We start from the raw sequence: 25,429 nt of genomic DNA on the forward strand, positions 1-25,429 counted from the left end.
GGATGGGAATGATAAGTAATGGAATCCGTTATTTTAGATCTTATTAGGCTATCTTTGTGATGTGTATATCGAATGAGGGTTTTTAATTATGTGTTGGTGGCAAGTATATTATAAGGTTCATCCGATATAATACTGTTTAAAAAAAGTGAGTCTGATAAGCAATTAAAAAGGGACAGTAGAAATTTAGTGTATATTTATTTTATTAATTCCATATAAATTCCGACCTTTGCTTTATTGAAACAAATCAATTGGAAGTTCTTGCGCGTATCGTGCTGCCTTCAGAAATACTGGATTATTTTAATATAGTAAGTGTAGAACAGCCCTTTAGTGAGATTCGTATTCATCTTGACGAGTTAATGAATCTTCATTTATCTGAATATGTATATTTCGGGTCAAAAGGTTTTATGAATCCTGTCCATGTTACAGATTTCCCAATTCGTGCAATAATGTTGTTTTAATTATACGTCGTTGCAGATGGATGGATAGATATACGTACTGGCAAGAGGTTCTGTCTCCCAATTACGCTTGATGTGCCCAGCCAGGGCACCCGTTACCCCAAGGAGTTCTAGACTTTTTTTAAAGAGATATATGGAGACATCCCAGGTGACTTGCCGTACACTTGAGACATTCTACCACATAAATGCACATACGTTTGAAAAGCAGTGCAAAGAATAATTAAGCGTTTTTGGGTAGTGTTTCATCGAGTGTGTCTGAATCAAGTTGACTTAACCCCGAATCGGGTATGAGGATTCGGTCGGATTCTTGCTTTATATTGAGCGGATTTTCCTTAGATTTTTCGCAGGCATAGCAGGTTAAGTCAGGAAGAAGCTGGCAAAAAGTCGCCAATAGAAAACAAAAAGGCGGCTGAAAGCATGAAAGCACAAAATAGATCTTTGTCTATTTTGAGTTTTTCACGAATATCCTGTGCTTTATTGTATTCTTTAACAATTCGTCTTATCTACGACAGATCTAAGCCTCAGTGGCATTATTTTGTTGTAAAGCCTGGTGATTTTAATATATTTCTTATATTTACTAAAAGTTTTATAGCAATTATTTCAAGGGAGTAGTATAAGGCGGTATGTTTGTGCTGTTTCAACTATTTCTTTAGTTTGTAATAATCAAAATACGGAGGGATGATAAATTTTGCATAATAATTTTTTACGTTTAGTACTTGTCGCTCATTGTAATATTTATTATTTGTGATAAATATATAAAAAATAAAGCGATGGCTTTCACAAGCAATCGCTCTATATCTTCAATAGGTATTAGTTTTTTAAGGTAAAAAGATTGTTTTCAGGATAACAGTTGCAAATATAACCACTTTTTTTATATTATCCAAGAAAAATCTTTTATTATTTTGATGTAATATTTCTGTGTGCCCACACATTATTAAAATTAACCTATTTTAAGTCTTTGGCGGGAAAATCGGATAAAATTCAGTCGTTTTCTTATAGTTTAAAAATACTTTCTTTGAACTTTTTAGTAATATATATTTGTTTTTATGAACCAAAAACTGTAATTTTGGCCATATGAAAAAAAATGTAATAAGTTATAGAAGGTTATTTTTAACTTTAATAGTATTGTTATCAGCCACAGTATCTGTTTTTGCACAGTATTCTAATAAACGTGATTTTAGAGGCGCATGGATACAATGTGTGAACGGTCAGTTTATGGGTATGAGTACAAAACAGATGCAAGATACTTTGACCTCTCAACTTGACAGATTGAAAGAATGTGGGGTTAATGCTATTATATTTCAGGTTAGGCCAGAATGCGATGCTTTGTATGTAAGTAAGTACGAGCCTTGGAGTCGTTTTCTTACCGGTGTGCAAGGTAAAGCACCGTATCCATTTTGGGATCCTTTGAACTGGATGATAGATCAGTGCCATAAGCGTGGCATGGAACTTCATGCCTGGATTAATCCCTTTAGAGCAAAGACAAAAACAACGAATCAACTTGCCTCAACTCATATAGCCATAAAACATCCTGAACTAGCTTTTGCCTATGATGGCCAGATGATACTCAATCCGGGTATTCCTGAAGCAAGAGATTATATAGTGGATGTCGTTAAAGATATTGTAAGCAGATATGATGTTGACGGATTGCATATAGATGATTACTTTTACCCTTATCCTGCTCCTGGGCAAACCATACGGGATGATGCTGAGTTTGCAAAATACAATAACGGCATTAAAAATAAAAATGATTGGAGACGTGATAATGTTAATGTCTTTATTAAACAACTTTATGAAGCTATTCATGAAACCAAACCATGGGTAAAGTTTGGTATATCTCCGTTTGGTATATATAGAAATAAAAAGAGTGACCCGTTGATAGGAAGTAAGACATCCGGACTTCAGAATTATGATGATCTGTATGCTGATATATTAATGTGGGTTAATAATGGATGGGTAGATTATTGTGTGCCGCAGCTCTATTGGGAAATAGGACATAAAGCAGCTGATTATGAGACTTTAATCAAGTGGTGGAATAAATATGCAGGGAAAAGACATCTATATATTGGAGAGGATGTAATACGTACCGTAAAATGTCCGGATTTGGTAAATAGAAGTATAAATCAAATGCCTGCCAAGCAAAAACTTCATTGGGAAATGAATAATGTGCAAGGTACGGTTCTGTGGTATGCCAAGGCGGTAACGGATAATGTTGGCAATTATGGCTCAATGTTGAAAAATGTATATTGGAAGTATCCTGCGCTCGTTCCGCAGATGAAATATATAGACGGAAAGGCACCTAAAAAAGTCAGAAAGATGAAGTTTCTGGCATTTGAGGACGGAATTGTACTGTTCTGGAAGGCTCCTAAAGGCAAAGATTGGTCAAACAAGGCCGTAAAGTATGTCGTATACAAATTTGTTAAAGGTGAAAAAATAAATATTGATGATCCTTCAAAAATAGTTGCAATAACTTCTGACGAGTTCTATAAAATACCGGCTAGTGCGATTAAGCCTGGTGAAAAGCACTATTATGTTGTGACTGCTTTAGATAGATTGAGTAATGAAAGTAAACCGCGTAAGAAATCAATAAGATATTAAATAAGATGAAAACAACAGAATCAACAATAGTTCAGTTAAAGAGGTTCTTTAATAAAGTTTCTCAAAAATTCCCGAGTACAGAAGAACCGGTTATAATGACGGATATTCATTTGAGTGTTTCTCAGGATACCGGTGAGCTTCTTGCTTTTGATGATAATGACAATGAAATCACTCGTTGTGTTGTTGATCAATGGATTAATTGTAAAGAACAGGATTTTTATATAAATATAGCAGGTGTATTGCGTGATGTTCTTAAACAGATGGGTGATGTTGTTGATTGCTTGTCGATACTGAAGCCATATAGTTTTATTTTGGAAAATGATGACAGAGAACATTTTGCAGAGCTGTATCTTGTCGACAGTGATATAAGAATCATTGGAGGTGATTTGATGAATGGTCTTGATGACGATTTGAATAGATTTCTTGATAACCTGTTAAAAGAATAGGTTAGTCGACTTCTTTTACACTTTTCCCTTTTTGCAGAAAATCTTCATTTTTGTTTGCTGTTTGAAAATATAGTATTATTTTTGCATTTGCAAACTCGAGTTTGCAAATTATAGGTAAAAACATGAAAAATGAAATAAGGCATTTAGGGGTTGTCGATACTGTTGATGTCGGATTGATAAAAGTACGTATAACCCAGACATCAGCATGCTCGTCGTGTAAGATGTCCGGTAATTGCAACGCTTCTGAAAGCAAAGAGAAGGTGGTTGATGTATATTGTGATAATCACTATGGTTTGAAAACTGGTGACAATGTTATAGTTATTGCATCTCAGCGTACGGGCTTTTTTGCAGTTTTGTTGAGTTCTGTGATTCCTTTGATTATACTTGTTGCTGTTCTGGCCATTGCTTTTGTTATTACACAAAGTGAGGTTTCTGCGGCGTTGTTCAGTTTATGTTCGCTCATACCTTATTATCTTATACTATACTATATGAGAGAGAAAATACGAGTTAAATTGTCGTTTCATATTGATCCGTTGAGTGTAAATACATTCGGCGATAATGGGTTGAAATTATAATTACTAACTAAAACAAATACAAAACTTATGAATTTTATTTTAATTGCAGTAATTGTACTTGGTGGTATTGCGTTAATATCAGCTGTGATATTGTACGTGTGCTCTAAGAAGTTTGCTGTTCATGAAGATCCCCGCATAGGGCAGGTGTCTGCCATTTTGCCAGGAGCTAATTGCGGAGGATGTGGTTATCCGGGATGTTCCGGTATGGCTAGTGCATTAGTTAAGGGAGCAGATGCAGGCTCTATTGACGGACTATTCTGTCCTGTTGGCGGTTCCGATGTTATGGGGCAAGTTGCTGATTTATTAGGTATGGCTGTTGCAAACACAGAGCCTAAGGTTGCAGTTGTCCGTTGTAACGGAACGTGCGAGTTGCGTCCTCGTATTGCAGTTTATGATGGCTTAAAAACATGTACGGCTGTAAATTCTTGCGGTGCGGGAGAGACTGGCTGCGGATATGGTTGCCTGGGCTGTGGCGATTGCGTCAATGCTTGCGCTTTTGGTGCAATTGCAATGAATCAGGAAACAGGACTTCCTGAAGTTGATGAGGAAAAATGTACTTCATGTGGAGCCTGCGTAAAAGCTTGTCCTCGTAATATTATTGAGCTTCGTAAAAAGGGAATAAAGAATCGCCGCGTATATGTCCGTTGTGTAAACAAGGATAAGGGCGCTATTGCCATGAAGACATGTAAGGCTGCATGTATCGGTTGTGGCAAATGCGAAAAGGAATGTAAGTTTGATGCAATAAAAATAGAAAATAATCTTTCTTATATTGACCCTGAAAAATGCCGCTTGTGCCGCAAGTGTGTTGAAGCATGTCCTACACATGCCATTGTTGCAGTGAATTTCCCTGCTCCTAAAGTACGTACAGAAGCATCTGGACAGAATGTGGAAAGTGTAGCTTCTTCAGAAAAAGTTAACCCTAGTGTAGAATCAAAACAGAAGGAGATAAAGGAATGAAATTGAGAACATTTAGAATAGGCGGTATACATCCGGAGGAAAATAAATTGTCATCAGAGGTCGTTACCACTGTAGCAAAATTGCCTCAGCAGGCCATATTCCCTTTGTCACAGCATATTGGTGCACCGGCAAAACCTGTCGTAAAGAAAGGTGATAAGGTTAAGGTGGGAACTTTAATTGCTGAAGCCGGAGGCTTCGTTTCAGCTCCGATTTTTTCTTCTGTATCAGGAACAGTGCTGAAGGTTGAAAGTGCCATAGATGCAACGGGTTACCGTAAACCTTCAATTATTATTAAGGTTGAAGGTGATGAATGGGAAGAAAGTATTGACCGTTCTGATAAGTTGGAACTTCTTTCAGCTCATCCGGAGCTTACGCCTGAAGAGATTGTTGAGCGTATTAAGAAAGCCGGAGTTACAGGTATGGGTGGAGCCGGTTTCCCTACATTTATAAAATTATGTCCTCCTCCTACAGCTAAAGCTGAATGTGTTATCCTGAACGGAGTGGAGTGTGAGCCTTATATAACATCTGACTACAGGCTTATGATGGAGCATGCAGATGAGATTCTTGTGGGACTTGATTTGCTTATGAAAGCTGCAAAGGTTGATAAAGGCTATATCGGTATTGAGGAAAACAAGCCAAAAGCTATTGAATTGTTTGAACAAAAGACGGCTTCAAATCCGAACATAGAAATTGTTCCGTTGGCAAAGAAATATCCTCAAGGCGGAGAAAAGCAGCTTGTTGATGCAGTTATTCGTCGCCAGGTTCCTGCACCTCCTGCAATTCCTGTTAATGTAGGAGCAATTGTGCAGAATGTAGGTACGGCTTATGCTGTATATCAGGCAGTAATGAAAAACAAGCCTTTATTTGAAAGATATACAACCGTTACGGGTAAGAAACTGGCTCATCCGGCTAACTTCCTTGTGCGTATGGGTACTCCAATGATTGATCTAATTAATGAGTGTGGAGGAATGCCTGAAGGCGACAATAAACTGTTGGCTGGAGGACCAATGATGGGAAAAGCCCTTACTTCAGTTGAAGTGCCTATCTGTAAAGGAACTAATAGTGTTACGATACTTAGTGGAAATGACGCTAAGCGCAAAGCTCCTCAGCCTTGTATCAGATGTGCAAAGTGTGTAAGTGCATGTCCCATGGGGCTTGAGCCGTATCTTCTTGCTACTGCTAGTGCTAAGCATGATTGGGAGAAAGTAGAGGCTGCCGGTGTAACGTCTTGTATTGAGTGCGGTTCATGTCAGTTTACATGTCCTGCTCACCGTCCTATGCTTGATAATATACGTTTGGGCAAGACTACAGTTATGGGCATAATCAGAGCCCGCAGCGCAAAAAAATAAATCCATTTTATCTGATTGTATTTTCATTTAGATGAATAATGGCAAAAATTAATTTAAAACGATGAGCAAATTAATAGTATCATTATCGCCACATGCGCATGGAACAGATAGCGTTGAGCGCAATATGTATGGCGTGATAATAGCATTGTTACCCGCATTGCTGGTATCATTTTTGTATTTCGGAATAGGTTCGGTTGTTGTATGTGCATCTAGTGTGGCAGCCTGTATGTTCTTTGAGTGGGCCATCACTAAATATATAATGAAAAAAGAGCCTACGCTAACTGACGGATCGGCAATTCTAACAGGTCTGTTGTTGGGATTCAACCTTCCGTCTAACCTTCCGGTTTGGATAATTATTATTGGTGCCTTAGTGGCTATTGGTATCGGCAAGATGACATTTGGCGGATTAGGATGTAATCCTTTCAATCCGGCTTTGGTCGGCCGTTGTTTCTTGTTGGTGTCTTTCCCGGCACAGATGACATCGTGGCCTGTTGCCGGTCAGCTTACAAGTTATGTTGACGCCCAAACAGGAGCAACTCCTTTGAGTATAATGAAAGAAGCAATAAAATCAGGCGATCCGACTGTACTTGACAGACTTCCTGATTCAGTTTCACTGCTTTTGGGTAATCCCGGTATAAATCATGGAGCCGGAACCATAGGCGAGATCTGTGCCTTGGCCCTTATCATAGGTCTGATCTATATGCTTTGGAAGAAAATCATAACATGGCATATACCTGTAAGCATCTTGGCTACGGTTTTTGTTTTCTGTGGCTTGTTGCATGTTGCCAATCCTATTTATGCTAACCCCGTTGCAGAATTGCTAACTGGAGGACTTATGCTTGGAGCAATATTTATGGCTACTGATTATGTGACATCTCCAATGACTCATAAAGGACAGATTATCTATGGTATAGCTATCGGTGCTTTGACTGTTATAATCAGAAATTGGGGTTCATATCCGGAAGGAATGTCTTTCGCAATTCTGATTATGAATGCGTTCACTCCGCTAATAAATGCATATGTTAAACCAAAGCGTTTTGGAGAAATTGTAAAGGAGGATAAAAAATGAAAAAGTTAGAATCGTCAATAACAAATATGGTGCTTGTCCTTGTTGGTGTGGCACTTATTACAGGCGGAATTCTTGCGTATGTAAACCATATAACAGAGGCACCGATAAAACTTCAGGCAGAGAAAACTCTTGCTGATGGTATTAAAGCCGTTATGGGTGGCGTTCAGCTTTCAGTAGCAGAAAACGACACTATAAAGCAGACTATAAAAGGCAAGGAAGCTGTATTTGTAATTCATAAGACAGTTGATTCAAATAAACAAGATTTAGGAGTAGCAGTTGAAAGTACCACCGGTGGTTTTGGCGGCGACCTGAAAGTATTGGTTGGTTTTGATAAAGACGGTAATATCTTAGGATATACTATACTTCAACATGCAGAAACCCCAGGACTGGGAGCTAAAGCAGACAAGTGGTTCCAAAAGGATGGTAAGGGAAGCATCATAGGCAAGAATCCAAATAAAGACAACCTTACTGTGAAAAAAGACGGAGGTGATATAGATGCTATCACAGCTTCGACCATTACCAGCCGTGCTTTCCTGCTTGCTGTTACCCAGGCTTACAACGCCTATAAGTCAGGCCATGTAGATGCTAATACATCGGCTACAGGGCATTATGAAAAATAATTGTATTTAAATGTAGATAATTATGAATTACTTAAAAATATTAACAAATGGTATAGTCAAGGAGAATCCTACCTTCGTACTTCTTCTTGGTATGTGTCCTACATTGGCAACCACGACATCTGCTATAAATGGTCTGTCAATGGGATTAGCCACAATGTTTGTGCTTATATGCTCAAACCTGGTAATATCTTTGATAAAGAATCTGACTCCAGATATGGTTCGCATTCCGGTGTTTATTGTTGTGATTGCATCGTTTGTAACTATACTTCAGATGATAATGCAAGCTTTTGTTCCGACGATTTACGCTACTTTGGGTCTTTATATACCTTTGATTGTTGTTAACTGTATCATACTTGGACGTGCTGAAGCTTTTGCTTGCAGCCATGGACCTGTAGAAAGTTTGTTCGATGGTTTAGGTATGGGTCTTGGATTCAGTATTGCGCTTACATTGCTTGGCGCTGTACGCGAAATTCTTGGAGCCGGTTCTATCTTTGGAATCGTGCTGCTGCCGGAGACAAGCAACATGCTTCTTTTCATTCTGCCTCCTGGAGCATTTATAACTTTGGGATATCTTATTGCAATTGTAAACAGATTTAAGAAAGCGTAAATTATGGAATATTTATTGATTTTTATATCAGCAATATTTGTGAACAACATCGTGTTGTCACAGTTCTTGGGAATATGTCCGTTCCTTGGCGTGTCTCAAAAGGTATCCACTTCACTTGGAATGGGAGCGGCTGTTGCTTTTGTGCTTACGCTTGCAACGATTGTAACTTATCTGGTGCAGATATATTTGCTTGACCCATTTGGCTTGCAATATCTACAGACAATAACCTTTATATTGGTTATCGCAGCCTTAGTACAGATGGTTGAGATTATCCTTAAGAAAGTTTCTCCTGCTCTTTATCAGGCGTTGGGTATCTTCTTGCCTCTTATCACCACTAACTGTGCTGTGTTGGGTGTGGCTATTCTTGTTATCCAGAAAGACTTTTCGTTGATACAGAGCGTTGTTTATGCATTTTCTACGGCGTTGGGATTTGCTTTGGCATTGGTCGTATTTGCTGGAATACGAGAGCAGCTGTCAATGGTGAATATCCCTAAAGGTATGCGAGGCATGGCCATTGTACTTGTTACGGCAGGTCTTTTAAGTTTGGCTTTCTTGGGATTCTCAGGAGTAGATACAGGCTTAAGGACTTTGTTTGGTTTAGATTAATATCTTGTATAATCAGAATATTAACGCATGTCTGTTTGGTGGCAAGAAAAGACAATCACGAGTCTTTCCTTGCCACTTTTATTAGTATTCTTTATGTGTGTTTGTTTCATCGGTTAAATTGAGGATATTTTGATGATGGCATGGGGTAGTGTGTAATCCTTAATCAATCTTTAGTATTTTGCCGTAACTTTCCTTTTTGAGACTCTGAGGGTAGTTATTTCTAGGTATTGTTCGTTATGTTTAGAAAACATACAAAAGTCATCGATTCATACTTCTTATATGGTAGAATTGGTTGAATGTATTTACAGGGTAGGTAAAAGCATTGAATGGCGGTCACTTTAAGTCAAATTTTCAGCAAGTAGAAGTTTATGTGAATTTTGAAAGACGAAAAGTGAAAGTAAAAGGAGTAGATAATGTTTGTATTTTCTCTTTTGTGTAATTAGTTTTGATGAAAGTGTAATTGAAAGGGCATATGTATGTTTCAAATCATTAACCTATTGTTTTTGTATCGTAAATGGGTCGTTTTTAATACAAAAGTGACCCGATTATGATATGAAAATCAATGGTTTTTTATGGCTAATCTTGCAAATAAGATAGGCTGCAATTAGTATGCGTTCTTAAAGCATTGTTTATCTTTTACTATTTTCAGACAATCTTTTATGTTTTTATTCTGTTGCTGAAAATGAATATTTAAAGTTGAGCATTATTGTCTCATGGAGATATATGCCGTTTTCATATGTCTTTATAGAGGCGTAAGCGGTGTTGTCTGAAAATGTGTGTGAATAGTCAAATTTCCAATGTAAATTTTGAGTTGTCAAATAATGGATGTATGATATAGTGACGGATAAATTTATTTGAGTTAAAAATAATCAAATGTTATCTATACAGCGAAAAATAATATAACTTTGTCTTCAGTTATTTGTTTATATATATCTAAAAAACATAAGCCCATACATAGGGTTTAGTATAGGTAATTTGTTAATTCTTATTTTAAAAAGATGAAACATACAATTTTAGTAACAGGAGGTACTGGATTTATCGGTTCTCATACCACAGTAGAGTTGCAGCAGGCCGGATATAATGTGGTAATAGTTGATAATTTGTCTAATTCTAAGCCGGAAGTGGTTGACGGAATAGAAAAAATCACAGGTATTCGTCCGGCTTTTGAGCAAGTTGACTGTTGTGACTTAGCTGCAATGGATAAGGTCTTTTCTAAATATGGAGATATTAGCGGAATAATACATTTTGCTGCAAGTAAAGCCGTTGGTGAAAGTGTGCAGAAGCCGTTGCTGTATTATAGAAATAATATAACAAGTTTGCTTAATTTGCTTGAATTAATGCCTGCACACAATGTAAAGGGACTTATCTTTTCTTCAAGTTGCACGGTATATGGTCAGCCTTCGCCGGAGAATCTGCCTGTAACAGAAGAAGCTCCTATACAGAAGGCCTTGAGTCCTTATGGCAACACAAAGCAGATTAATGAGGAAATAATTCAGGATTTCATTCATAGCGGAGCACCTGTTAAGTCTGTTATTTTGAGATACTTTAATCCTATAGGAGCACATCCTTCAGCTCTTATTGGCGAATTGCCAAATGGCGTTCCAATGAATCTTATTCCTTTTGTGACACAGACGGCTATTGGCATCAGAGGACAGTTAAAGATTTTTGGCAACGACTATAATACTCCTGACGGAACATGTATTCGTGATTACATCTATGTAGTAGATCTTGCAAAGGCACATGTTAAGGCAATGGAGAGAGTGCTTGATAATCCTTCTACGGATGCCGTTGAGATATTCAATATAGGTACAGGTAAAGGCGTAAGTACTCTTGAAGTTGTTGAAGGATTTGAAAAGGCTACAGGTGTTAAGGTTAATTGGGAATATGCGCCTCGTCGTGAGGGGGATATAGAGAAAGTTTGGGCTGATCCGGCTAAAGCTAACAATGTCTTGGGGTGGAAAGCTGAGACCGGCTTAGAGGAGACTCTGCGTTCTGCCTGGAAATGGCAGTTGAAGCTTAGGGAAGACGGAGTTCAATAATTGACATTAGCAATAAACGTATATTATATTTATATCTGCCTGTAAAAAAATATTTTATGGGCAGATAATTTTTTATACTAAATTGGTTATTTTTATTCTGTAGTCTTTTTGAATTTTTATCGTGTAAATTACAATAAAAATTAGGAGTTTATTTATTGTTTCCTTTTGCTATAATTTGCAAGTCAGGTTTATAACATTTTATTATAATAAAAATGAACTTTCAGCCGTCTGTTTGCAATTTATGGCAAGGACTGAAAGTTCATTTTGAGCATAAAATTATCTGAAAAGATTATTTTAGCATACTTTATGTGATCCGTCTTTAATTACAACGTCATAAACTTTTGGCTCTCTGCCATATTTCTCGTTGTATTTTTCTTTAGCATCATTTACAAAAGAATCATAAAGTTCTTCTTTTACCAGATTTATTGTGCATCCGCCAAAACCGCCGCCCATTATTCGGCAACCGGTAACACCATGTGCTTTTGCAATTTCAACCAGGAAGTCTATTTCTTCACAAGAAACTTCATAGTCTTTGCTTAAGCCCTCGTGGGTCTCATACATTTTTTTGCCAACTGTTTCATAGTCGCCTTTTGTCAAGGCATCACAAACAGCGAGCACTCTGTCTTTCTCGCCAAGAACAAATGTTGCTCTCTTTATATCCTCGTCGCTGACTTCAGATTTAACAGAGTCGAGCATGTCCCAGTCTGCGTCGCGTAGTGTTTCAATCTTTCTATCAGGATATTTGTTCTTCAAAGCCGCAACAACGTTTTCGCAACTCTTGCGTCTGTCGTTGTAAGCAGAAGATGCCAGCTCATGCTTTACAACAGAGTCGAGCAGAACAAGCTTGTATCCTTTCGGATCAAATGGGAAGTATTCAAATTCGCGGCTTCTGCAGTCAAGGCGCATGAGTTTGCCCTCTTTGCCGAATACGCTTGCAAACTGATCCATTATTCCGCAGTTTACACCACAGAAATTATGTTCTGTTGCCTGGCCGGCAAGAACCAGATCCCATTTTTCTACTTTATTGTCACCAAACAAATCATTGAGGGCAAATGCAAAGCAGCTTTCCATTGCTGCAGACGATGACATGCCTGCACCGAGAGGAACGTCACCGGCAAATGCTGTGTTGAAGCCTTTTACGTCAACCCCTCTTTTTTTCATCTCTTGTACAATGCCGTAAATATAGCGTGCCCAACTTGTTTTGGGGCCTTCAGGATCGTTTACATTAAATTCAACGCGGTCTTTCAAGTCAATGGCGTAAGCCATTACTGTATCTGTTCCGTTGGGGCGGATTTCGCACATTATGCCCTTGTCTATAGCTCCGGGGAAAACAAATCCGCCGTTATAGTCTGTATGTTCTCCTATAAGGTTGATTCTTCCGGGTGATGCATATACATTGCCTGTTTTTCCATCAAAATGCTTGATGAACCGGCTTCTTACAAATTCTATGTCCATGTCGTGTTCTTTTTATTATAGGTTAATATTATTTTTCTACACCAAATTTATATATTGTTTTTTGTTTATATTGATTTTCTGGTTTTAATATTACAGAAGGGAAATAAGGATGGTTTGGTGTGTCTGGGAAATGTTGAGCTTCAAAACATATTGCGCTTCTTCTTGGGAATGTGGCCCCGTGTTGTCCTTTGTATCCGTCAGCCCAATTGTCGGTATATACTTGCATTCCCGGTTCTGTGGTATACACTTCCATTGTTCTGCCGCTTATAGGTTCTTTGATGCGTGCAGCAAAACTGAGTTCGCCTTCTTCTTTTTTGTTCAGTACAAAGCAATGGTCATATCCTGCGCCATTCTTTATCTGCTCGTTGTCGGCATCAATGTCCTGTCCTACAGTTTTAGGCTTACGGAAATCGAAAGGAGTGTCTTTTACAAATCTTATTTCACCTGTAGGAATACACGTCTCGTCTATTGGCAGGTAGTAGTCTGCATTAATTTCGCAAATAAGATTGTCGATAGTCGGGGTCGGGTTTGCTATTCCTGCAAGACTGAAGAATCCGTGACTTGTCAGGTTTATTATTGTCTTTTTGTTTGTTGTTGCCATGTATTCAATGATAAGTTCATTGTCGTCATTGAATATGTATGCTACAGTTATTTTCATTTCTCCGGTGTAGCCCTCTTCACCGTATGATGAAACGTAGTTAAGAATAAGAGTTTCATCGTTCATTCTAAGTGCATCCCACACTTTGGCATTGAATCCTTTCAGTCCTCCATGCAAAGAGTTTGGACCATTGTTTATAGCTAATTGATATTCTTTACCGTTTAACTGAAACTTACCTTTGCATATTCTGTTGCCATATCTTCCGATTAATGTAGAAAGATAAGGTTCCGGACTGTTGATTACATCTTGTATATTATCATGCCCTTGTATTACGTTTGCGTAATTACCATTTTTGTCGGGCATCATAATTGCAACTATAGCACCTCCGTAGTTAGTTATTGCAACTTCGTTTCCTGATTTGTTCTTTAGAATAAATAGATCTGTATTTTTTCCGTCAATTGTGGTTTGAAAATCCTCTCTTTTCAAACCACAGAGGTTTGGTGTTTCATTTGTGTCCATAATATTACTTTTTAGTTAATAAATTCTATGCAAAGTAAACTAAAAAAGTTGAGAAACACAAATGAAACACCTAAAAATATCTCATATTGTTATTAAAAACCGTTAAAGGCAATCATTAAGAAAGTCGGCTACAATATAGCTACTTCCGCCAACGAAGATAAAGTCATCTTTATCTGCTTCTGCCAATGCTTTATTGTATGCAGTGGCCACGTCGGGATAGCATGTTGCCTCAAGATTAAGGCTTTCGCTTATTTCTTTAATTTTGTTTTCATCAATTGCCCTTTTGGTATTTGCATGAGTAAAATAATATATTGCCTTTTGTGGAAGAAGACTCATCACAGTTTGAATGTCCTTGTCATCAACCATTCCGAAAACAATTCTCATTTTACGGCATTGCTGCATATTGAGCTGCTTGCTGATATATTTCCATCCTCCGACATTGTGCCCTGTGTCGCATACAACTTTTGGGGTGTCCATAATCTTTTGCCAGCGTCCTTGCAGGCCTGTCAGTTCAGAAACGTGTCCGATACCCTCCTTTATATTTGCCCTGCTTATATTAATGCCACTTTCGGCCAATACTTTAACAGCACAGAGTATGGTATTAGTGTTTTTCTCTTGGTATATTCCTCCAAGTTCACCTTTTATATTGCCCAGGCTAATTGTTTCGTATTCGATGCCTCCGTCTGCCAATGCTTTAGAACTGATAATTTCTTTTTCCTTTTCGGCGAGGTATATTTTGCTGTGTTTTTGTTTAGCAGTGTCACAGAATACGGGTAGAGTTTCTTCTGTCGTTTCACCAACCACAACCGGTATGCCTTCTTTTATTATTCCGGCTTTTTCTCTCGCAATGGCTTCGAGCGTATTGCCCAAGAATTGTGTATGGTCAAAGCTAATATTGGTTATTATAGAGAGTATAGGCGTTATAATGTTTGTGCAGTCAAGCCTTCCGCCCAGTCCCACTTCGATAACAGCTATATCAACGCCTTGCTCTGCAAAGTATTTAAATGCCATAGCTGTTGTCAGTTCAAAGAAACTCGGGTGTAGAGACTCAAAGAAATGTCTTTCGTTCTCTACAAAATCTATTACATATTCTTTGCTGACACATTCTCCGTTTACCCTTATACGCTCGCGAAAATCCTTGAGATGCGGCGATGTATACAAGCCGACCTTATATCCGGCAGACTGCAATATTGAGGCTATCGTGTGAGAGCATGAGCCTTTTCCGTTTGTTCCGGCTATATGGATTGTCTTGAAGTTTTGGTGGGGGTGACCAAAATGTCTGTCAAGTTCGAGCGTATTATGCAACCCCTCTTTATAAGCAACAGCGCCCACTTTTTGAAACATAGGGACGCTGTTGTATAGATATTCAATTGTTTCTTCGTATGTCATTTTCTGAAACAGTCAGTTGTTAACTGAAGTAATTTCTGAATTTCTGGAATATGGTGCGTTTTGTAGCTGAGTCACCTTTAAAGTTATCGCTCTCGCGCATCTCTTCCAGAGCCTTCTTTTCTTTCTGGCTAAGTGTCTTCGGTACGTAAACGCTGATGTTTACAACCATGTCGCCATTGCCTCTGCCATATCCTTGAACTGCCGGCAGACCTTTGTTTCTGAGTCGCAGAGCCTTTCCGGGTTGAGTTCCCGGCTCAATCTTTACTCTTACGCGGCTTCCGTCAATTGTCGGAATTTCAACGCTTCCACCAAGAGCTGCGGTAGGGAAGTCAAGAAGAAGGTTATATATAATGTCGTTATCGTCACGGATAAACGTGTCGTTCGGCTCTTCTTCTATATATACCTGTATGTTTCCTGGTGTTCCGTTGTGTCTTCCTGCATTGCCTTTTCCTGGTACATTTACTATCATGCCTTCAGAGACACCGGCAGGAATGTTGATTTCAACAACTTCTTCACCCTTTACAACACCAGTTCCGCCGCAAGCGTGGCACTTGTTCTTTATAACTGTACCTTCACCGCCGCATGTAGGACATACGCTTTGAGTCTGCATCATGCCGAACAGGCTTTGAGTGGTGCGTGTCACCACGCCGCTGCCATGACATGTCGGACAGGTCTCTCTTGCGCTTCCGTCTTCAGCACCTGTTCCGTGGCAGTGGTTACATGTAACATCACGCTTTACTTTGAATTTCTTGGTAACGCCTGTTGATATTTCCTGCAATGTGAGTTTTACTTTCAGACGTAAATCCGAACCGCGTTGCTGAGCAGGACGATGCTGGCCTCCGCCGAATCCGCCTCCGCCAAAGCCGCCGAATCCTCCACGTCCGCCGAACACATCGCCAAACATGCTGAATATATCATCCATACTGAAACCGCCCGCACTGCTGAAACCGCCAAAGCCTCCGCCGCCGGCAGGACCGTTAAATCCAAACTGATCATATTGCTGTCTCTTCTGCGGGTCATGCAATACGTCATATGCCTCGGCTGCTTCTTTGAATTTTTCCTCAGCTTCCTTGTTTCCAGGATTACGGTCGGGATGATATTTTATGGCAATTTTTCTATATGCCTTTTTTATTTCGTCTTCAGAGGCGTCTTTGCTCACGCCAAGCACCTCATAATAATCTCTTTTTGCCATTGTTAAATGTTAGATGTTTATTGTCCAAAAACTTTTGTTACAAACATGCCCGTAAAGTTATTGCCCTACAGCAACTTTTGCATGTCTTATAACTTTGTCGTTGAGAGTATATCCCTTTTGGACACAGTCTAAGACTTTTCCTTTTTTATCATCGCCCATTCCGGGAACCATTGCCACAGCCTCATGATAGTCTGTGTCAAAGTCCGCATCTTCTGTCTTTATTTCTTTCACGCCAAGACTTTCCATCGTTTTGTTGGTCTTTTGGTGAATCAGTTTCATGCCTTCTCTTATGACTTCAATGTCATCAGTCTTCTCGGCATTTTCGATGGCGCGTTCCATATCGTCAATTATAGGCAGAAAAGCCTGAACAGCCTTTTCTGATCCGTTCAGTATCAGTTCGGTCTTTTCTTTCAGAGTCCTTTTCCTATAGTTGTCGAATTCAGCTACAGAGCGAAGATATTTATCCTTGAGAATCTCTATCTCTTTGAGAGCTTCTGCCAGAGGATCTTTTTCTTCCTCTTTTTCTTCATTTTCTTTATCTGTGTCGGCAGCGTTTTCTTCAGCCTCAGTGTCTTGTTTTTCTTCAGCCTCTTCAGTAGCAGTATTATCCTGGTTTTCTGCCTTTTCAGATTCTTTTTCTTTTTCTGCAGCGCTTTCTGATGATGCCTTTACTTGTTCATCATCTATATTAATTTTTTCTTTCTTGTCCATGATGTTAAAACTTTTTGTAGTACGTGCAGCAAAAATCTTGCCAAACCAAGTTGCTGACATTTATTCGTACATTTTGGCACGCTGTTCTTTCAGCTGTTCATCGTAAATATAGTCGTCATACTGCATGAGCTTGTCGATCGTTCCTTTAGGAGTAAGCTCTATTATGCGGTCTGCCACTGTCTGGATGAACTCATGGTCGTGGCTGCTGAACAGGATGTTGCCTTTGAATCCTACCAGGTTGTTGTTGAAAGCCTGGATGCTTTCAAGGTCAAGGTGGTTGGTTGGCGTGTCAAGGATAAGGCAGTTGGCGTTCTTGAGCTGCATACGTGCTATCATACAGCGCATCTTCTCACCACCGCTCAACACGTTTACTTTCTTCATCACTTCCTCTCCGCTGAACAGCATTCGGCCAAGATATCCTTTCATCATCACTTCGTTGCCGGTGCCAAACTGTCCAAGCCATTCAACGAGGTTCATGTCGCTGTTGAAAAACTCGGTGTTGTCGAGTGGGAGATAGGCTGTTGTTATTGTTACACCCCATTTATATGTTCCGGCGTCAGCCTGTCTGTTGCCGTTTATTATTTCAAACAAGGCTGTCATGGCTTTCGGGTTGTGACTCAGGAACACAACTTTCTGACCCTTTTCTATGTTGAAGTTTACATTGTCGAAAAGCACAGTTCCGTCTGCGTCAACAGCCTTCAGACCTTCTACTTCAAGAATCTGGTTGCCCGGCTCACGCTCCATCTGGAATATAATTCCCGGATACTTACGTGATGAAGGACGGATTTCTGCGATGTTAAGTTTTGCAAGCATCTTCTTGCGGCTTGTTGTCTGCTTACTCTTTGCCACGTTGGCAGAGAAACGGCGGATGAACTCTTCAAGTTCTTTCTTCTTCTCTTCTGCTTTCTGGCGCTGGTTCTGAGCCTGACGCAGTGCCAGCTGTGAACTTTCGTACCAGAACGAGTAGTTACCTGCGAACACTGTTACTTTGCCGAAGTCGATGTCTACGGTCTGTGTACTTACAGCATCAAGGAAGTGACGGTCGTGGCTTACCACCAATACAGTCTGTTCAACGTTGCTGAGATATTCCTCCAGCCACTGAACTGTGTCGAGGTCAAGGTCGTTGGTAGGCTCGTCGAGCAGCAGGTTGTCAGGATTACCGAACAGGGCCTTGGCCAACATTACGCGTACCTTCTCGTTGTTAGACAACTCGCTCATCTGCTTGCTGTGCAGATTCTCTTTGATTCCGAGGTTCGACAGCATTTGCGCTGCATCGCTTTCGGCATTCCATCCGCCCATCTCGGCAAACTTTTCTTCAAGCTCTGCCACCTTGTTGCCGTCTTCGTCGTTGAAGTCTTCTTTCATGTAGAGGGCTTCACGCTCTTTCATGTTCTGCCATAACGGCTGATGTCCCATAAGCACAGTGTCCATCACGCTGTACTCATCATATTTAAAGTGATCCTGATCCAATACGGAGAGACGCTCTCCAGGGCCAAGCTCAACGCTTCCTTTGTTTGGCTCAAGTTCTCCGCTTATGGCTTTAAGCAGAGTTGATTTGCCTGCACCGTTGGCGCCGATCACGCCATAGATGTTGCCGTTTGTGAACTTGATGTTTACATCCTTGTAAAGTACTCTCTTTCCAAACTGAATTGCAAGATTTGTGACTGTTATCATTCCTATTTTACCTTGTATTATATTTTGGCTGCAAAATTACAACTTTTTATCTGATATTCCAAATTTAAGATAAAAGGCTTTGTAAACATTTCGTGTAAACGGCAGAAAACTTGCTGTTTGGGCTTTAAATGGCTGACTATTAATAGCTTTAGTCATTTGTCGGTATCTGCTTGTCGTGCTGTTGTATGTTATGTTCTTTCACTTTTGTATGATAGTGTCTGCATGCTGAATTACAATGTTGTGGCAGACGCCACATTAAGTTTGTCGATGTCCATGTTACATCTTAAACCCCAATCTGTCATTAGACCGCACATAGTCTATTTTGTGCATTCCTGCTTTCAGCCCGTCTTTTTGTTTCTGTTGTCGTCTTTTCCCGTCTTTTTCTTGATACTGTCCGTTATGTCTGCAAAAATCTAACGAAAATATGCTCAATATTAAGCAAAAATCCCGACCGGATAATAACACCAGATTGGAGTTAAACTCATGTAGCGCCTGCGGGAAACATTATCAAAGGCTTGTAACAAAAGTTTTGTTTATTTTATATACAGCACGAATCGTCTTCTTGCATATTCTTCTTGCATTTTTCTGATGCCCGTTTGTGCTGTCGGTATGGCTTGTTCTTGTGTCTGTCGTTCACATCCTGCTGAAGAAAATCATGCGCCATACGGGCGTTCCGTCAATCTTTATCAGCCATGCGGCAAGGGCGAGAGCCACGCATATTGTTATAATAACAACCGTTCCGGCTCTCACCAGTCGCGGCGGCACGCCGCCTATTATGTTGCGCACCTTCTCGCTTCTTAGTTCTATGTTGTCTTTTTCGTCCATGCTCCGTTTCCTTTCTTTCTTTCTTTCTTTTATATGTTGCCGTCTGTTGTGCCGGCGTCGTGTGTCCGTGGTTGTGTATGCGCCTTGCCGGTTGCCGGCGGCTGTCGTGCTGCGGCGGCTGAGGCTCAGTTGCCGAGTTCAAGCTGGTTCTTTACCAGTTGGTAGTACATTCCGCGCTTCCCGGTGAGTTGCTCGTGAGTGCCTGTCTCTGCCACGTGCCCGCCGTCTATCACCACTATGTTGTCGGCATGTCTTACCGTGCTCAGCCTGTGCGCCACTATCACCACCGTGCGCCCTTTGTAGAAGCGGCTCAGGTTTTCAACTATGGCACGTTCGTTGTTGGCGTCGAGCGAGTTGGTTGCCTCGTCCAGAAATATGTAGTGAGGATTCTTATACACCGCCCTTGCTATCAGTATGCGCTGCTTCTGTCCCTGGCTCAGTCCCATGCCGTCGCGTCCTATCTTTGTGTCGAACTTCAGCGGAAGGCTCATCACGTAGTCTTTTATACAGGCTATCTCTGCCGCCTTTACCATCCGTTCCTTGTCAATGTCGCCGTCGTCAACGGCAATGTTGCGCGCTATTGATTCTGAGAATATCACTCCGTCCTGCATCACCACTCCGCACTGCCGTCTCCACCAGTCGAGGTCTGTCTTTGCCAGGTCTGTGCCTCCTGCGGTTATCTGTCCTGCCTCCACGGGATAGTAGCCCAGCATTAGTTTCACGAGCGTTGTCTTTCCGCTGCCCGACGCGCCTACTATTGCCGTAACCTTGCCTTCGGGTATGTAAAGGCTCACCCCGTCTATGGTCTTTGATGGCGAGTGAGGGTCGTATCTGAAGCTTATGCCGTCGAGCCTTATGTCGTGTGTCATGTCTGCGGGCCGCATTACGTGATCTTTGGCGTTTTCGTCGTCAGCGCGGTGAATCTCGTTTATGCGCTCAAGGCTTATCTTCACGTCCTGCAGCGAGTAGAGAAATCCCATCAGCTGGTCTACGGGACTGTTGAGCTGACCTATTATATACTGCACCGCGAGCATCATGCCGAGCGTAAGCTCCCCGTTGATCACCGCCGTTGCCGACACCACCGTTATTATTATGTTCTTCAGCTCGTTTATGAATATGCTTCCCGCCTCCTGTGTCTGCTGCAGCTTCAGGCTCTTCATCTGCACGCCGAAGAGGTCGGCCTGTGTGTCCTCCCATTCCCAGCGGCGCCGCTGCCGGCAGTCCTGCAGCTTTATTTCCTGCATTGACGTTATAAACTCGTAAGTCTTGTTGCTGTTTATTGCCTGCTGCTCAAACAGCTCATAGTCGAGCACCTTGCGCCTTTTCAGGAACATGGCTATCCATAGGGCATACAGTGCGCTGCCGGCGGCGAATATTATAAATATCACCACGTTGTATGTTAGCAGCACTATGCCGAACACCACGAGGCTCAGCATTGAGAACATTACGCTAAGCGTCTGACCAGTCAGAAAGCTGTTTACGCGCGCGTGGTCGTTCATGCGCTGCAGCAGGTCGCCTGTAAGCTTTGTGTCAAAAAACGACATGGGCAGCCGCAGCAGCTTGATGAAGAAGTCGCTCACGAGCGATATGTTCACGCGCATGCTTATGTGCAGCAGCAGCCAGCGGCGTATAAAGTCGAGTGCCGTGCGGCTCAGCGTCAGCATGAGCTGTCCCAGGAGCACGAGCCACACGAATCCGATGTCGCGGCTCTTTATTCCCACATCGACAATGGCCTGTGTGAGGAACGGAAGCACGAGCTGCAGCACGCAGCCTAAGAGCAGTCCGGCTATAATCTGTCCGAAATATTTTCTGTACTTCTTTATGTATCCGAACAGAAAGCGGAACGAGCGGCTTTCGCCGTGGCTATTGCCCCGCTTGTTGTCATAAAAGGCAGGAGTGGTTTCTATAAACATTGCCACGCCCTTGTCTTCTCCGCCCGAACGTGTGCTCACCCAGTGCTTCTCCATGTCTTTCTTCCTGCATATTGCAAAGCCTTTGCCGGGGTCGGCAACATAAAACTTCTGTTTCTTTACGTCGACCTTATACAGCACCACAAAGTGGTTCTGGTTCCAGTGCAGTATGCACGGCAGCGGAGCTTCTGCCAGATTGTCGAGGCTGACACGTCCGCATACCGTATGCAGTCCCAGCTTTTCGGCCGCCTCGCTTATGCCCAGCAGCGATACGCCTTCTGACGTGGCGAAGCACAGCTTCGACAGACTGTCGAAGCTGTAGTCTGCCCCGTAGTGACTGCATATCATGCGCAGGCATGCTGTGCCGCACTGCATCGCGTCGTGCTGAAGGTATATTTTAAAGTCTTTCATAGAGCATTGGCTTTACACGAATTTCATTCGTCAATAGATGTTTTTTTGCTCTTCATATTGCTGTATGCTCTGTGCTTGTCTGCGCTGTCTCAAATTACCGCCTGACAGTGTGTAGTAGAGCTCTAATTTTATGAAGGTTCCGTCGTTTTTCGTTTCTCGTCTGTATGAAAGATCTGTTTTTATTACATCAAGAACGCGGGGTTTGCTATATGGCGCGACAGTAAGCTTCATCTGCAGTTTCTTCTTGAAGAAACTCTTCGACACGCTTACAGCAGCATACCATACGTCGTTCATCTTTATCTCCCATATATATTTTGAGGGATCGTAGTAGCCATACACGTTTATGCACATTCCGTTTTTCAGCCATATCATGAAGTTGGCATAAGCATACCAGCTGAACTGGTCTTTGTATTCAGAGCTATTTGTTTTGAAAGAGCTCCATGATGTATATCCGCCCAATTTTACATAGAAGTTATCCGTAATATATCTTCTCCATTCCAGCGAAATCTGCTTCGTGTCGTCCTTCTTGCTGTTCTGCAGCACGGAACGTGTAGTGTTCGGATTGTCCGGGTCTGTCTCCTCCTCGTAGAACAGGCTCTTCTCGTTCTTTGTGTATGAAAAGTTAAGATGCAGACTCTTAAAGAGTGTAATCTCCATGTTTATCCATTGGCTTGCCGGAATGTCGATGTCGGGATTTCCCATGCTGTAGTGGTTAGCCCCGTCATACACCCTATAAGTGCTCACTCCTGAATACGGTATTCCGTACACGTTTCTGTTGTATGTCAGGGCTATGCTGTATTTCTGCTTTTTGTCAAGGTAGTATTTCAGAACAGCCGACGGGCACAGGCTCCAATAGTCTCTCTTGTCTGTAAAGCCGTTGGTAACCACTTTCATGCTGTTGTACTGAACTCGCATGTTTGCGTTATACGACAGCTGACCTAATGTTCCGTCGTATGATGCGAAAGCCGCGGCTTCATGTCCCATGACATTCTGTCTTATCTTGTTTATTCTCTCGTCCTCACCCACGTTGTTCATATTGTAGTCGAGACCGGTCGATAGAATGTTGCCGTTATTTTGTACGTTCTTCCATACAGGCTTTATGCGCAGCAGTCGTGTATAGTTGTCGGCATCTTGTGAGTAGTCTGTTATTAATCCGTTTCCTGTAATTGTATTGAAACTGTTTTTTCTTTTACTGTTGTACCACAGATAGTCGGCGGTAATATTCAGATTAGAGCCTCTGTCGTCTATGTTCCAGTTGTAAAAGGCAACACCGTTTAGCGTAATGTTTTTTGACGGTGCCCACATCACACTCTGATATGTATTTGTCGTTACGTCGTTGCTTTCGGTATTGCTGGCATCTAGTGTAGCTGTTCCTTTATAGTATGATGCGCTGGCTGATATGCCCACCTGCTGGCCGTGTCCTATGTCAGCGGATATAGTCATCCATTCCATCCATGTATTTGAGTTGGCTCTCTCTCTCTCGTTGCTCTCGGATGCCGTAGTGTTCACCATTTTGTTCGTCTTGTATTTTTCCTCAGACAGTCCCCGTCTGTAGCTGAGGGCATTGAAAAGGGTGAATCTTCCAAAGCTTGCCATCTGATATGTAGCGAGATTGAATCCGTCGCTTCCGGTTTTTGTCCTTGCCTGCGTTCCTCCCTGAATGCCCACCGTATAGCCTTTTTCTCTGTGTTTCAGCCATATTCTCATTATGCCGCCGGGTTTGCTTGCGCTTTCAGATCCTGTATTGAAATATTCCACCTCAATGCGTTCTATCATATTTGGGCGTAAAACCTTTAGTTGTTCCTTATCTGTTATTTTCACACCATCTATATAAACAGCACTTGCTTCTTTTCCGTATATTGAAACATTGCCATCATTAACTTGTATGTATGGTAGCATTGACATCATCTGGTCAATCGAGAATGTGTCGGCCAGTTTGCTGTTGGCCAAGTTCAATGAGAAACCATTGGCCTTCTGCCTAATCCTCGATGTAACCACGGTTATGTTGTCTATACTCATTTCACGGCTTATCGAGTCTGTTGTCGTTGAGTCAGCCACGGATTTGTTAGCCTCTGCCGTTGCATGCGCATTTGCCGTAAGAGACAGCAACGCTGTTAATATTAAGATGATGTTTCTCATATATCTAAATTTTTTTGGTTTAACTGTATTGTGTACGCAGGCAAGCACCGTTTTGTGATTTACCTAACATTATTTAACTTGCTTCAATTTATTTGGCAGCCATTTGTGCTAATTATATTTTTAGCAATATATATTATCCTCGGTTAATAGTTTCAGCCTCATACGCAGCTGCGGGTCGGCTTCTTCTTTGGTTAAAGCATTTTTACAGAATCCATGGTCAATTCTGTTTTGCACACAGATTGTACAGACAGCCTGTACCACTGGATATGTAGCAACAAGGCTAATGTACCGGCTGATTTGCAATCTGCCGGAATTGAATATAAGGATTTTCAATCCGAAACTCATACATATAAATTATACATAGGAAGTAAGTGGATTGAAAATCCTTATATTTTATGCTGTCGGATAGCATATCCGACAGAACATTAGCCTTGTTGTTTATTAACGCTTTAAACCGCAAATCCTTTGGATTTTTCGTCCCATTGGATATATATAATGTATTGCTACAAAAGCCTATTGACGGAATATCTACAGATTGTGCTGATGTTTGTGCTGTAAATGCCATAACGGCAAACATTATTAATAGTAATTTTTTCATAATATTTTGGTTTTAAATTCAATCGCAAAGTAACAGAATTTGGAAAATGGTTGCAAATATTTTAATGGTTGATTTTTCACAAGTTTTTCACAAACCTGCGAAAAAAGGCAGTCCGTTGTTGTGAAAAAATTTTCACAACAACGGACTATGGTGCGACTAAGTGCTTAATTATAAAGACTTTATATATTTGTCAAAATCTTTTGGCGAGCCCTCACGGCCGGTCATTTTTTCGAGAAGTCTTTTACGTATGTTGGATATGTTAGATGAAGACAAATCTGTAAGTATGCATATCTCTGCCGGCACAAAGTCGAGTCTTACAAGCAGACAAATCAGATATTCGTTATTGTTAAGTGTGTTTTCCCAGTTGCTCAAAGGTCTATAGTCCTTGAACAATTCTTTAAGCCTGCTTATCTCATCTTTGTCCATAGGCTTAGTGGTCTTCCTAGCCTTCCATCTTATCTGAATTACAATAGGCTCACATTCAAAGAGGTCTTTATCCTTTACATTATTAAAGTTTTTCTCATATTCGGTCTTCAGTATGTCAATTTTTTTTGTCTTTTCTTCAATCATCCTGTTTACTTCGACATTCAGACCGTTGTTAATACTTTCGAGCTCTGCTTTGCTCATTTCAAGCTCATTTATTTTGCGCTTATATTCTTTTATCTCGTCAACTCTTGCCCTGCGTTT

At 41.0% G+C, this 25,429-nt stretch carries 20 protein-coding genes and 2 pseudogenes; 11 read left to right on the top strand and 11 right to left on the bottom strand.

Going from position 1 to position 25,429, the window contains the following annotated elements; genetic code table 11:
• Positions 1-233 precede the first annotated feature (233 nt).
• The 11 genes and pseudogenes from QVO66_RS11335 to galE all read left to right on the top strand — a co-directional run bounded on the left by QVO66_RS11335 (position 234) and on the right by galE (position 11,321).
• Positions 234-569, top strand: a pseudogene (locus tag QVO66_RS11335) (ISAon1 family transposase N-terminal region protein).
• Positions 570-1,529: 960 nt separating this feature from the next.
• The gene (locus tag QVO66_RS11340; protein WP_021855612.1) at positions 1,530-3,053 is read left to right on the top strand and encodes a glycoside hydrolase family 10 protein; all 1,524 of its coding nucleotides are present in this window, start codon (positions 1,530-1,532) and stop codon (positions 3,051-3,053) included.
• 5 nt (positions 3,054-3,058) lie between these two features.
• On the top strand, positions 3,059-3,499 hold the full coding sequence (locus tag QVO66_RS11345; protein ID WP_021855613.1) for a hypothetical protein: 441 nt from the start codon (positions 3,059-3,061) through the stop codon (positions 3,497-3,499).
• Positions 3,500-3,621: 122 nt separating this feature from the next.
• A complete protein-coding gene (locus tag QVO66_RS11350; RefSeq protein WP_021855614.1) occupies positions 3,622-4,074 on the top strand; it encodes a SoxR reducing system RseC family protein in 453 nt (150 codons plus the stop codon).
• 27 nt (positions 4,075-4,101) lie between these two features.
• On the top strand, positions 4,102-5,031 hold the full coding sequence (locus tag QVO66_RS11355; protein WP_021855615.1) for a Fe-S cluster domain-containing protein: 930 nt from the start codon (positions 4,102-4,104) through the stop codon (positions 5,029-5,031).
• Positions 5,028-6,380, top strand: coding sequence for an electron transport complex subunit RsxC (gene rsxC, locus QVO66_RS11360; protein WP_021855616.1), 1,353 nt, complete (start codon positions 5,028-5,030; stop codon positions 6,378-6,380). The genes QVO66_RS11355 and rsxC overlap by 4 nt, the downstream gene beginning before the upstream one ends.
• 61 nt (positions 6,381-6,441) lie before the next feature.
• Positions 6,442-7,449, top strand: a complete 1,008-nt coding sequence (locus QVO66_RS11365; protein WP_021855617.1) for an RnfABCDGE type electron transport complex subunit D — start codon at positions 6,442-6,444, stop codon at positions 7,447-7,449.
• Positions 7,446-8,069, top strand: a complete 624-nt coding sequence (locus QVO66_RS11370) for an RnfABCDGE type electron transport complex subunit G (RefSeq protein WP_021855618.1) — start codon at positions 7,446-7,448, stop codon at positions 8,067-8,069. Before QVO66_RS11365 ends, QVO66_RS11370 begins: the two co-directional genes overlap by 4 nt.
• A gap of 22 nt (positions 8,070-8,091) precedes the next feature.
• Positions 8,092-8,676: an electron transport complex subunit RsxE gene (gene rsxE / locus QVO66_RS11375; protein ID WP_021855619.1), complete on the top strand. Its 585-nt coding sequence runs from the start codon at positions 8,092-8,094 to the stop codon at positions 8,674-8,676.
• Positions 8,677-8,679: 3 nt separating this feature from the next.
• Positions 8,680-9,282, top strand: coding sequence for an electron transport complex subunit RsxA (gene rsxA, locus QVO66_RS11380; protein ID WP_021855620.1), 603 nt, complete (start codon positions 8,680-8,682; stop codon positions 9,280-9,282).
• Between the two features lie 998 nt (positions 9,283-10,280).
• Entirely contained in the window at positions 10,281-11,321 is a 1,041-nt protein-coding gene (galE, locus tag QVO66_RS11385; protein WP_021855621.1) for a UDP-glucose 4-epimerase GalE, read from the top strand.
• 294 nt (positions 11,322-11,615) lie between these two features.
• Here galE and galK read toward each other — a convergent pair whose 3' ends face one another.
• The 11 genes and pseudogenes from galK to QVO66_RS11440 form a co-directional block, all read right to left on the bottom strand.
• Positions 11,616-12,776: a galactokinase gene (gene galK, locus QVO66_RS11390; protein ID WP_021855622.1), complete on the bottom strand. Its 1,161-nt coding sequence runs from the start codon at positions 12,774-12,776 to the stop codon at positions 11,616-11,618.
• 28 nt (positions 12,777-12,804) lie between these two features.
• Complete coding sequence (locus tag QVO66_RS11395; protein ID WP_288172840.1) at positions 12,805-13,896, bottom strand: aldose epimerase family protein; 1,092 nt, start codon at positions 13,894-13,896, stop codon at positions 12,805-12,807.
• Between the two features lie 99 nt (positions 13,897-13,995).
• On the bottom strand, positions 13,996-15,282 hold the full coding sequence (locus QVO66_RS11400) for a bifunctional folylpolyglutamate synthase/dihydrofolate synthase (protein ID WP_021855624.1): 1,287 nt from the start codon (positions 15,280-15,282) through the stop codon (positions 13,996-13,998).
• Between the two features lie 19 nt (positions 15,283-15,301).
• The gene (dnaJ, locus tag QVO66_RS11405) at positions 15,302-16,474 is read right to left on the bottom strand and encodes a molecular chaperone DnaJ (protein WP_021855625.1); all 1,173 of its coding nucleotides are present in this window, start codon (positions 16,472-16,474) and stop codon (positions 15,302-15,304) included.
• Positions 16,475-16,531: 57 nt separating this feature from the next.
• Entirely contained in the window at positions 16,532-17,185 is a 654-nt protein-coding gene (locus tag QVO66_RS11410; RefSeq protein WP_021855626.1) for a nucleotide exchange factor GrpE, read from the bottom strand.
• 60 nt (positions 17,186-17,245) lie between these two features.
• Complete coding sequence (locus tag QVO66_RS11415) at positions 17,246-18,859, bottom strand: ABC-F family ATP-binding cassette domain-containing protein (protein WP_021855627.1); 1,614 nt, start codon at positions 18,857-18,859, stop codon at positions 17,246-17,248.
• 633 nt (positions 18,860-19,492) lie between these two features.
• Complete coding sequence (locus QVO66_RS11420; RefSeq protein ID WP_021855628.1) at positions 19,493-19,684, bottom strand: hypothetical protein; 192 nt, start codon at positions 19,682-19,684, stop codon at positions 19,493-19,495.
• Positions 19,685-19,809: 125 nt separating this feature from the next.
• Positions 19,810-22,005 (bottom strand): peptidase domain-containing ABC transporter, encoded by a 2,196-nt coding sequence (locus QVO66_RS11425; RefSeq protein WP_021855629.1) that lies wholly within the window; start codon positions 22,003-22,005, stop codon positions 19,810-19,812.
• Positions 22,006-22,035: 30 nt separating this feature from the next.
• Positions 22,036-24,144, bottom strand: a complete 2,109-nt coding sequence (locus QVO66_RS11430; RefSeq protein ID WP_021855630.1) for an outer membrane beta-barrel protein — start codon at positions 24,142-24,144, stop codon at positions 22,036-22,038.
• Between the two features lie 280 nt (positions 24,145-24,424).
• Positions 24,425-24,742, bottom strand: a complete 318-nt coding sequence (locus QVO66_RS11435; RefSeq protein WP_288172839.1) for a hypothetical protein — start codon at positions 24,740-24,742, stop codon at positions 24,425-24,427.
• A gap of 168 nt (positions 24,743-24,910) precedes the next feature.
• Positions 24,911-25,429: pseudogene (locus QVO66_RS11440) on the bottom strand (hypothetical protein); the annotation flags it as partial.

Source organism: Prevotella sp. CAG:255 (assembly GCF_000431195.1).
In the GTDB taxonomy this organism is placed as follows: domain Bacteria; phylum Bacteroidota; class Bacteroidia; order Bacteroidales; family Bacteroidaceae; genus Prevotella; species Prevotella rara.

Bases quoted from the DNA above. Each gene is read 5' to 3' on its own strand.
- QVO66_RS11340 (WP_021855612.1), top strand. From the start codon at position 1,530: ATGAAAAAAAATGTAATAAGTTATAGAAGGTTATTTTTAACTTTAATA.
- QVO66_RS11345 (WP_021855613.1), top strand. From the start codon at position 3,059: ATGAAAACAACAGAATCAACAATAGTTCAGTTAAAGAGGTTCTTTAAT.
- QVO66_RS11350 (WP_021855614.1), top strand. From the start codon at position 3,622: ATGAAAAATGAAATAAGGCATTTAGGGGTTGTCGATACTGTTGATGTC.
- QVO66_RS11355 (WP_021855615.1), top strand. From the start codon at position 4,102: ATGAATTTTATTTTAATTGCAGTAATTGTACTTGGTGGTATTGCGTTA.
- rsxC (WP_021855616.1), top strand. From the start codon at position 5,028: ATGAAATTGAGAACATTTAGAATAGGCGGTATACATCCGGAGGAAAAT.
- QVO66_RS11365 (WP_021855617.1), top strand. From the start codon at position 6,442: ATGAGCAAATTAATAGTATCATTATCGCCACATGCGCATGGAACAGAT.
- QVO66_RS11370 (WP_021855618.1), top strand. From the start codon at position 7,446: ATGAAAAAGTTAGAATCGTCAATAACAAATATGGTGCTTGTCCTTGTT.
- rsxE (WP_021855619.1), top strand. From the start codon at position 8,092: ATGAATTACTTAAAAATATTAACAAATGGTATAGTCAAGGAGAATCCT.
- rsxA (WP_021855620.1), top strand. From the start codon at position 8,680: ATGGAATATTTATTGATTTTTATATCAGCAATATTTGTGAACAACATC.
- galE (WP_021855621.1), top strand. From the start codon at position 10,281: ATGAAACATACAATTTTAGTAACAGGAGGTACTGGATTTATCGGTTCT.
- galK (WP_021855622.1), bottom strand. From the start codon at position 12,776: ATGGACATAGAATTTGTAAGAAGCCGGTTCATCAAGCATTTTGATGGA.
- QVO66_RS11400 (WP_021855624.1), bottom strand. From the start codon at position 15,282: ATGACATACGAAGAAACAATTGAATATCTATACAACAGCGTCCCTATG.
- dnaJ (WP_021855625.1), bottom strand. From the start codon at position 16,474: ATGGCAAAAAGAGATTATTATGAGGTGCTTGGCGTGAGCAAAGACGCC.
- QVO66_RS11410 (WP_021855626.1), bottom strand. From the start codon at position 17,185: ATGGACAAGAAAGAAAAAATTAATATAGATGATGAACAAGTAAAGGCA.
- QVO66_RS11415 (WP_021855627.1), bottom strand. From the start codon at position 18,859: ATGATAACAGTCACAAATCTTGCAATTCAGTTTGGAAAGAGAGTACTT.
- QVO66_RS11420 (WP_021855628.1), bottom strand. From the start codon at position 19,684: ATGGACGAAAAAGACAACATAGAACTAAGAAGCGAGAAGGTGCGCAAC.
- QVO66_RS11425 (WP_021855629.1), bottom strand. From the start codon at position 22,005: ATGAAAGACTTTAAAATATACCTTCAGCACGACGCGATGCAGTGCGGC.
- QVO66_RS11430 (WP_021855630.1), bottom strand. From the start codon at position 24,144: ATGAGAAACATCATCTTAATATTAACAGCGTTGCTGTCTCTTACGGCA.
- QVO66_RS11435 (WP_288172839.1), bottom strand. From the start codon at position 24,742: ATGAAAAAATTACTATTAATAATGTTTGCCGTTATGGCATTTACAGCA.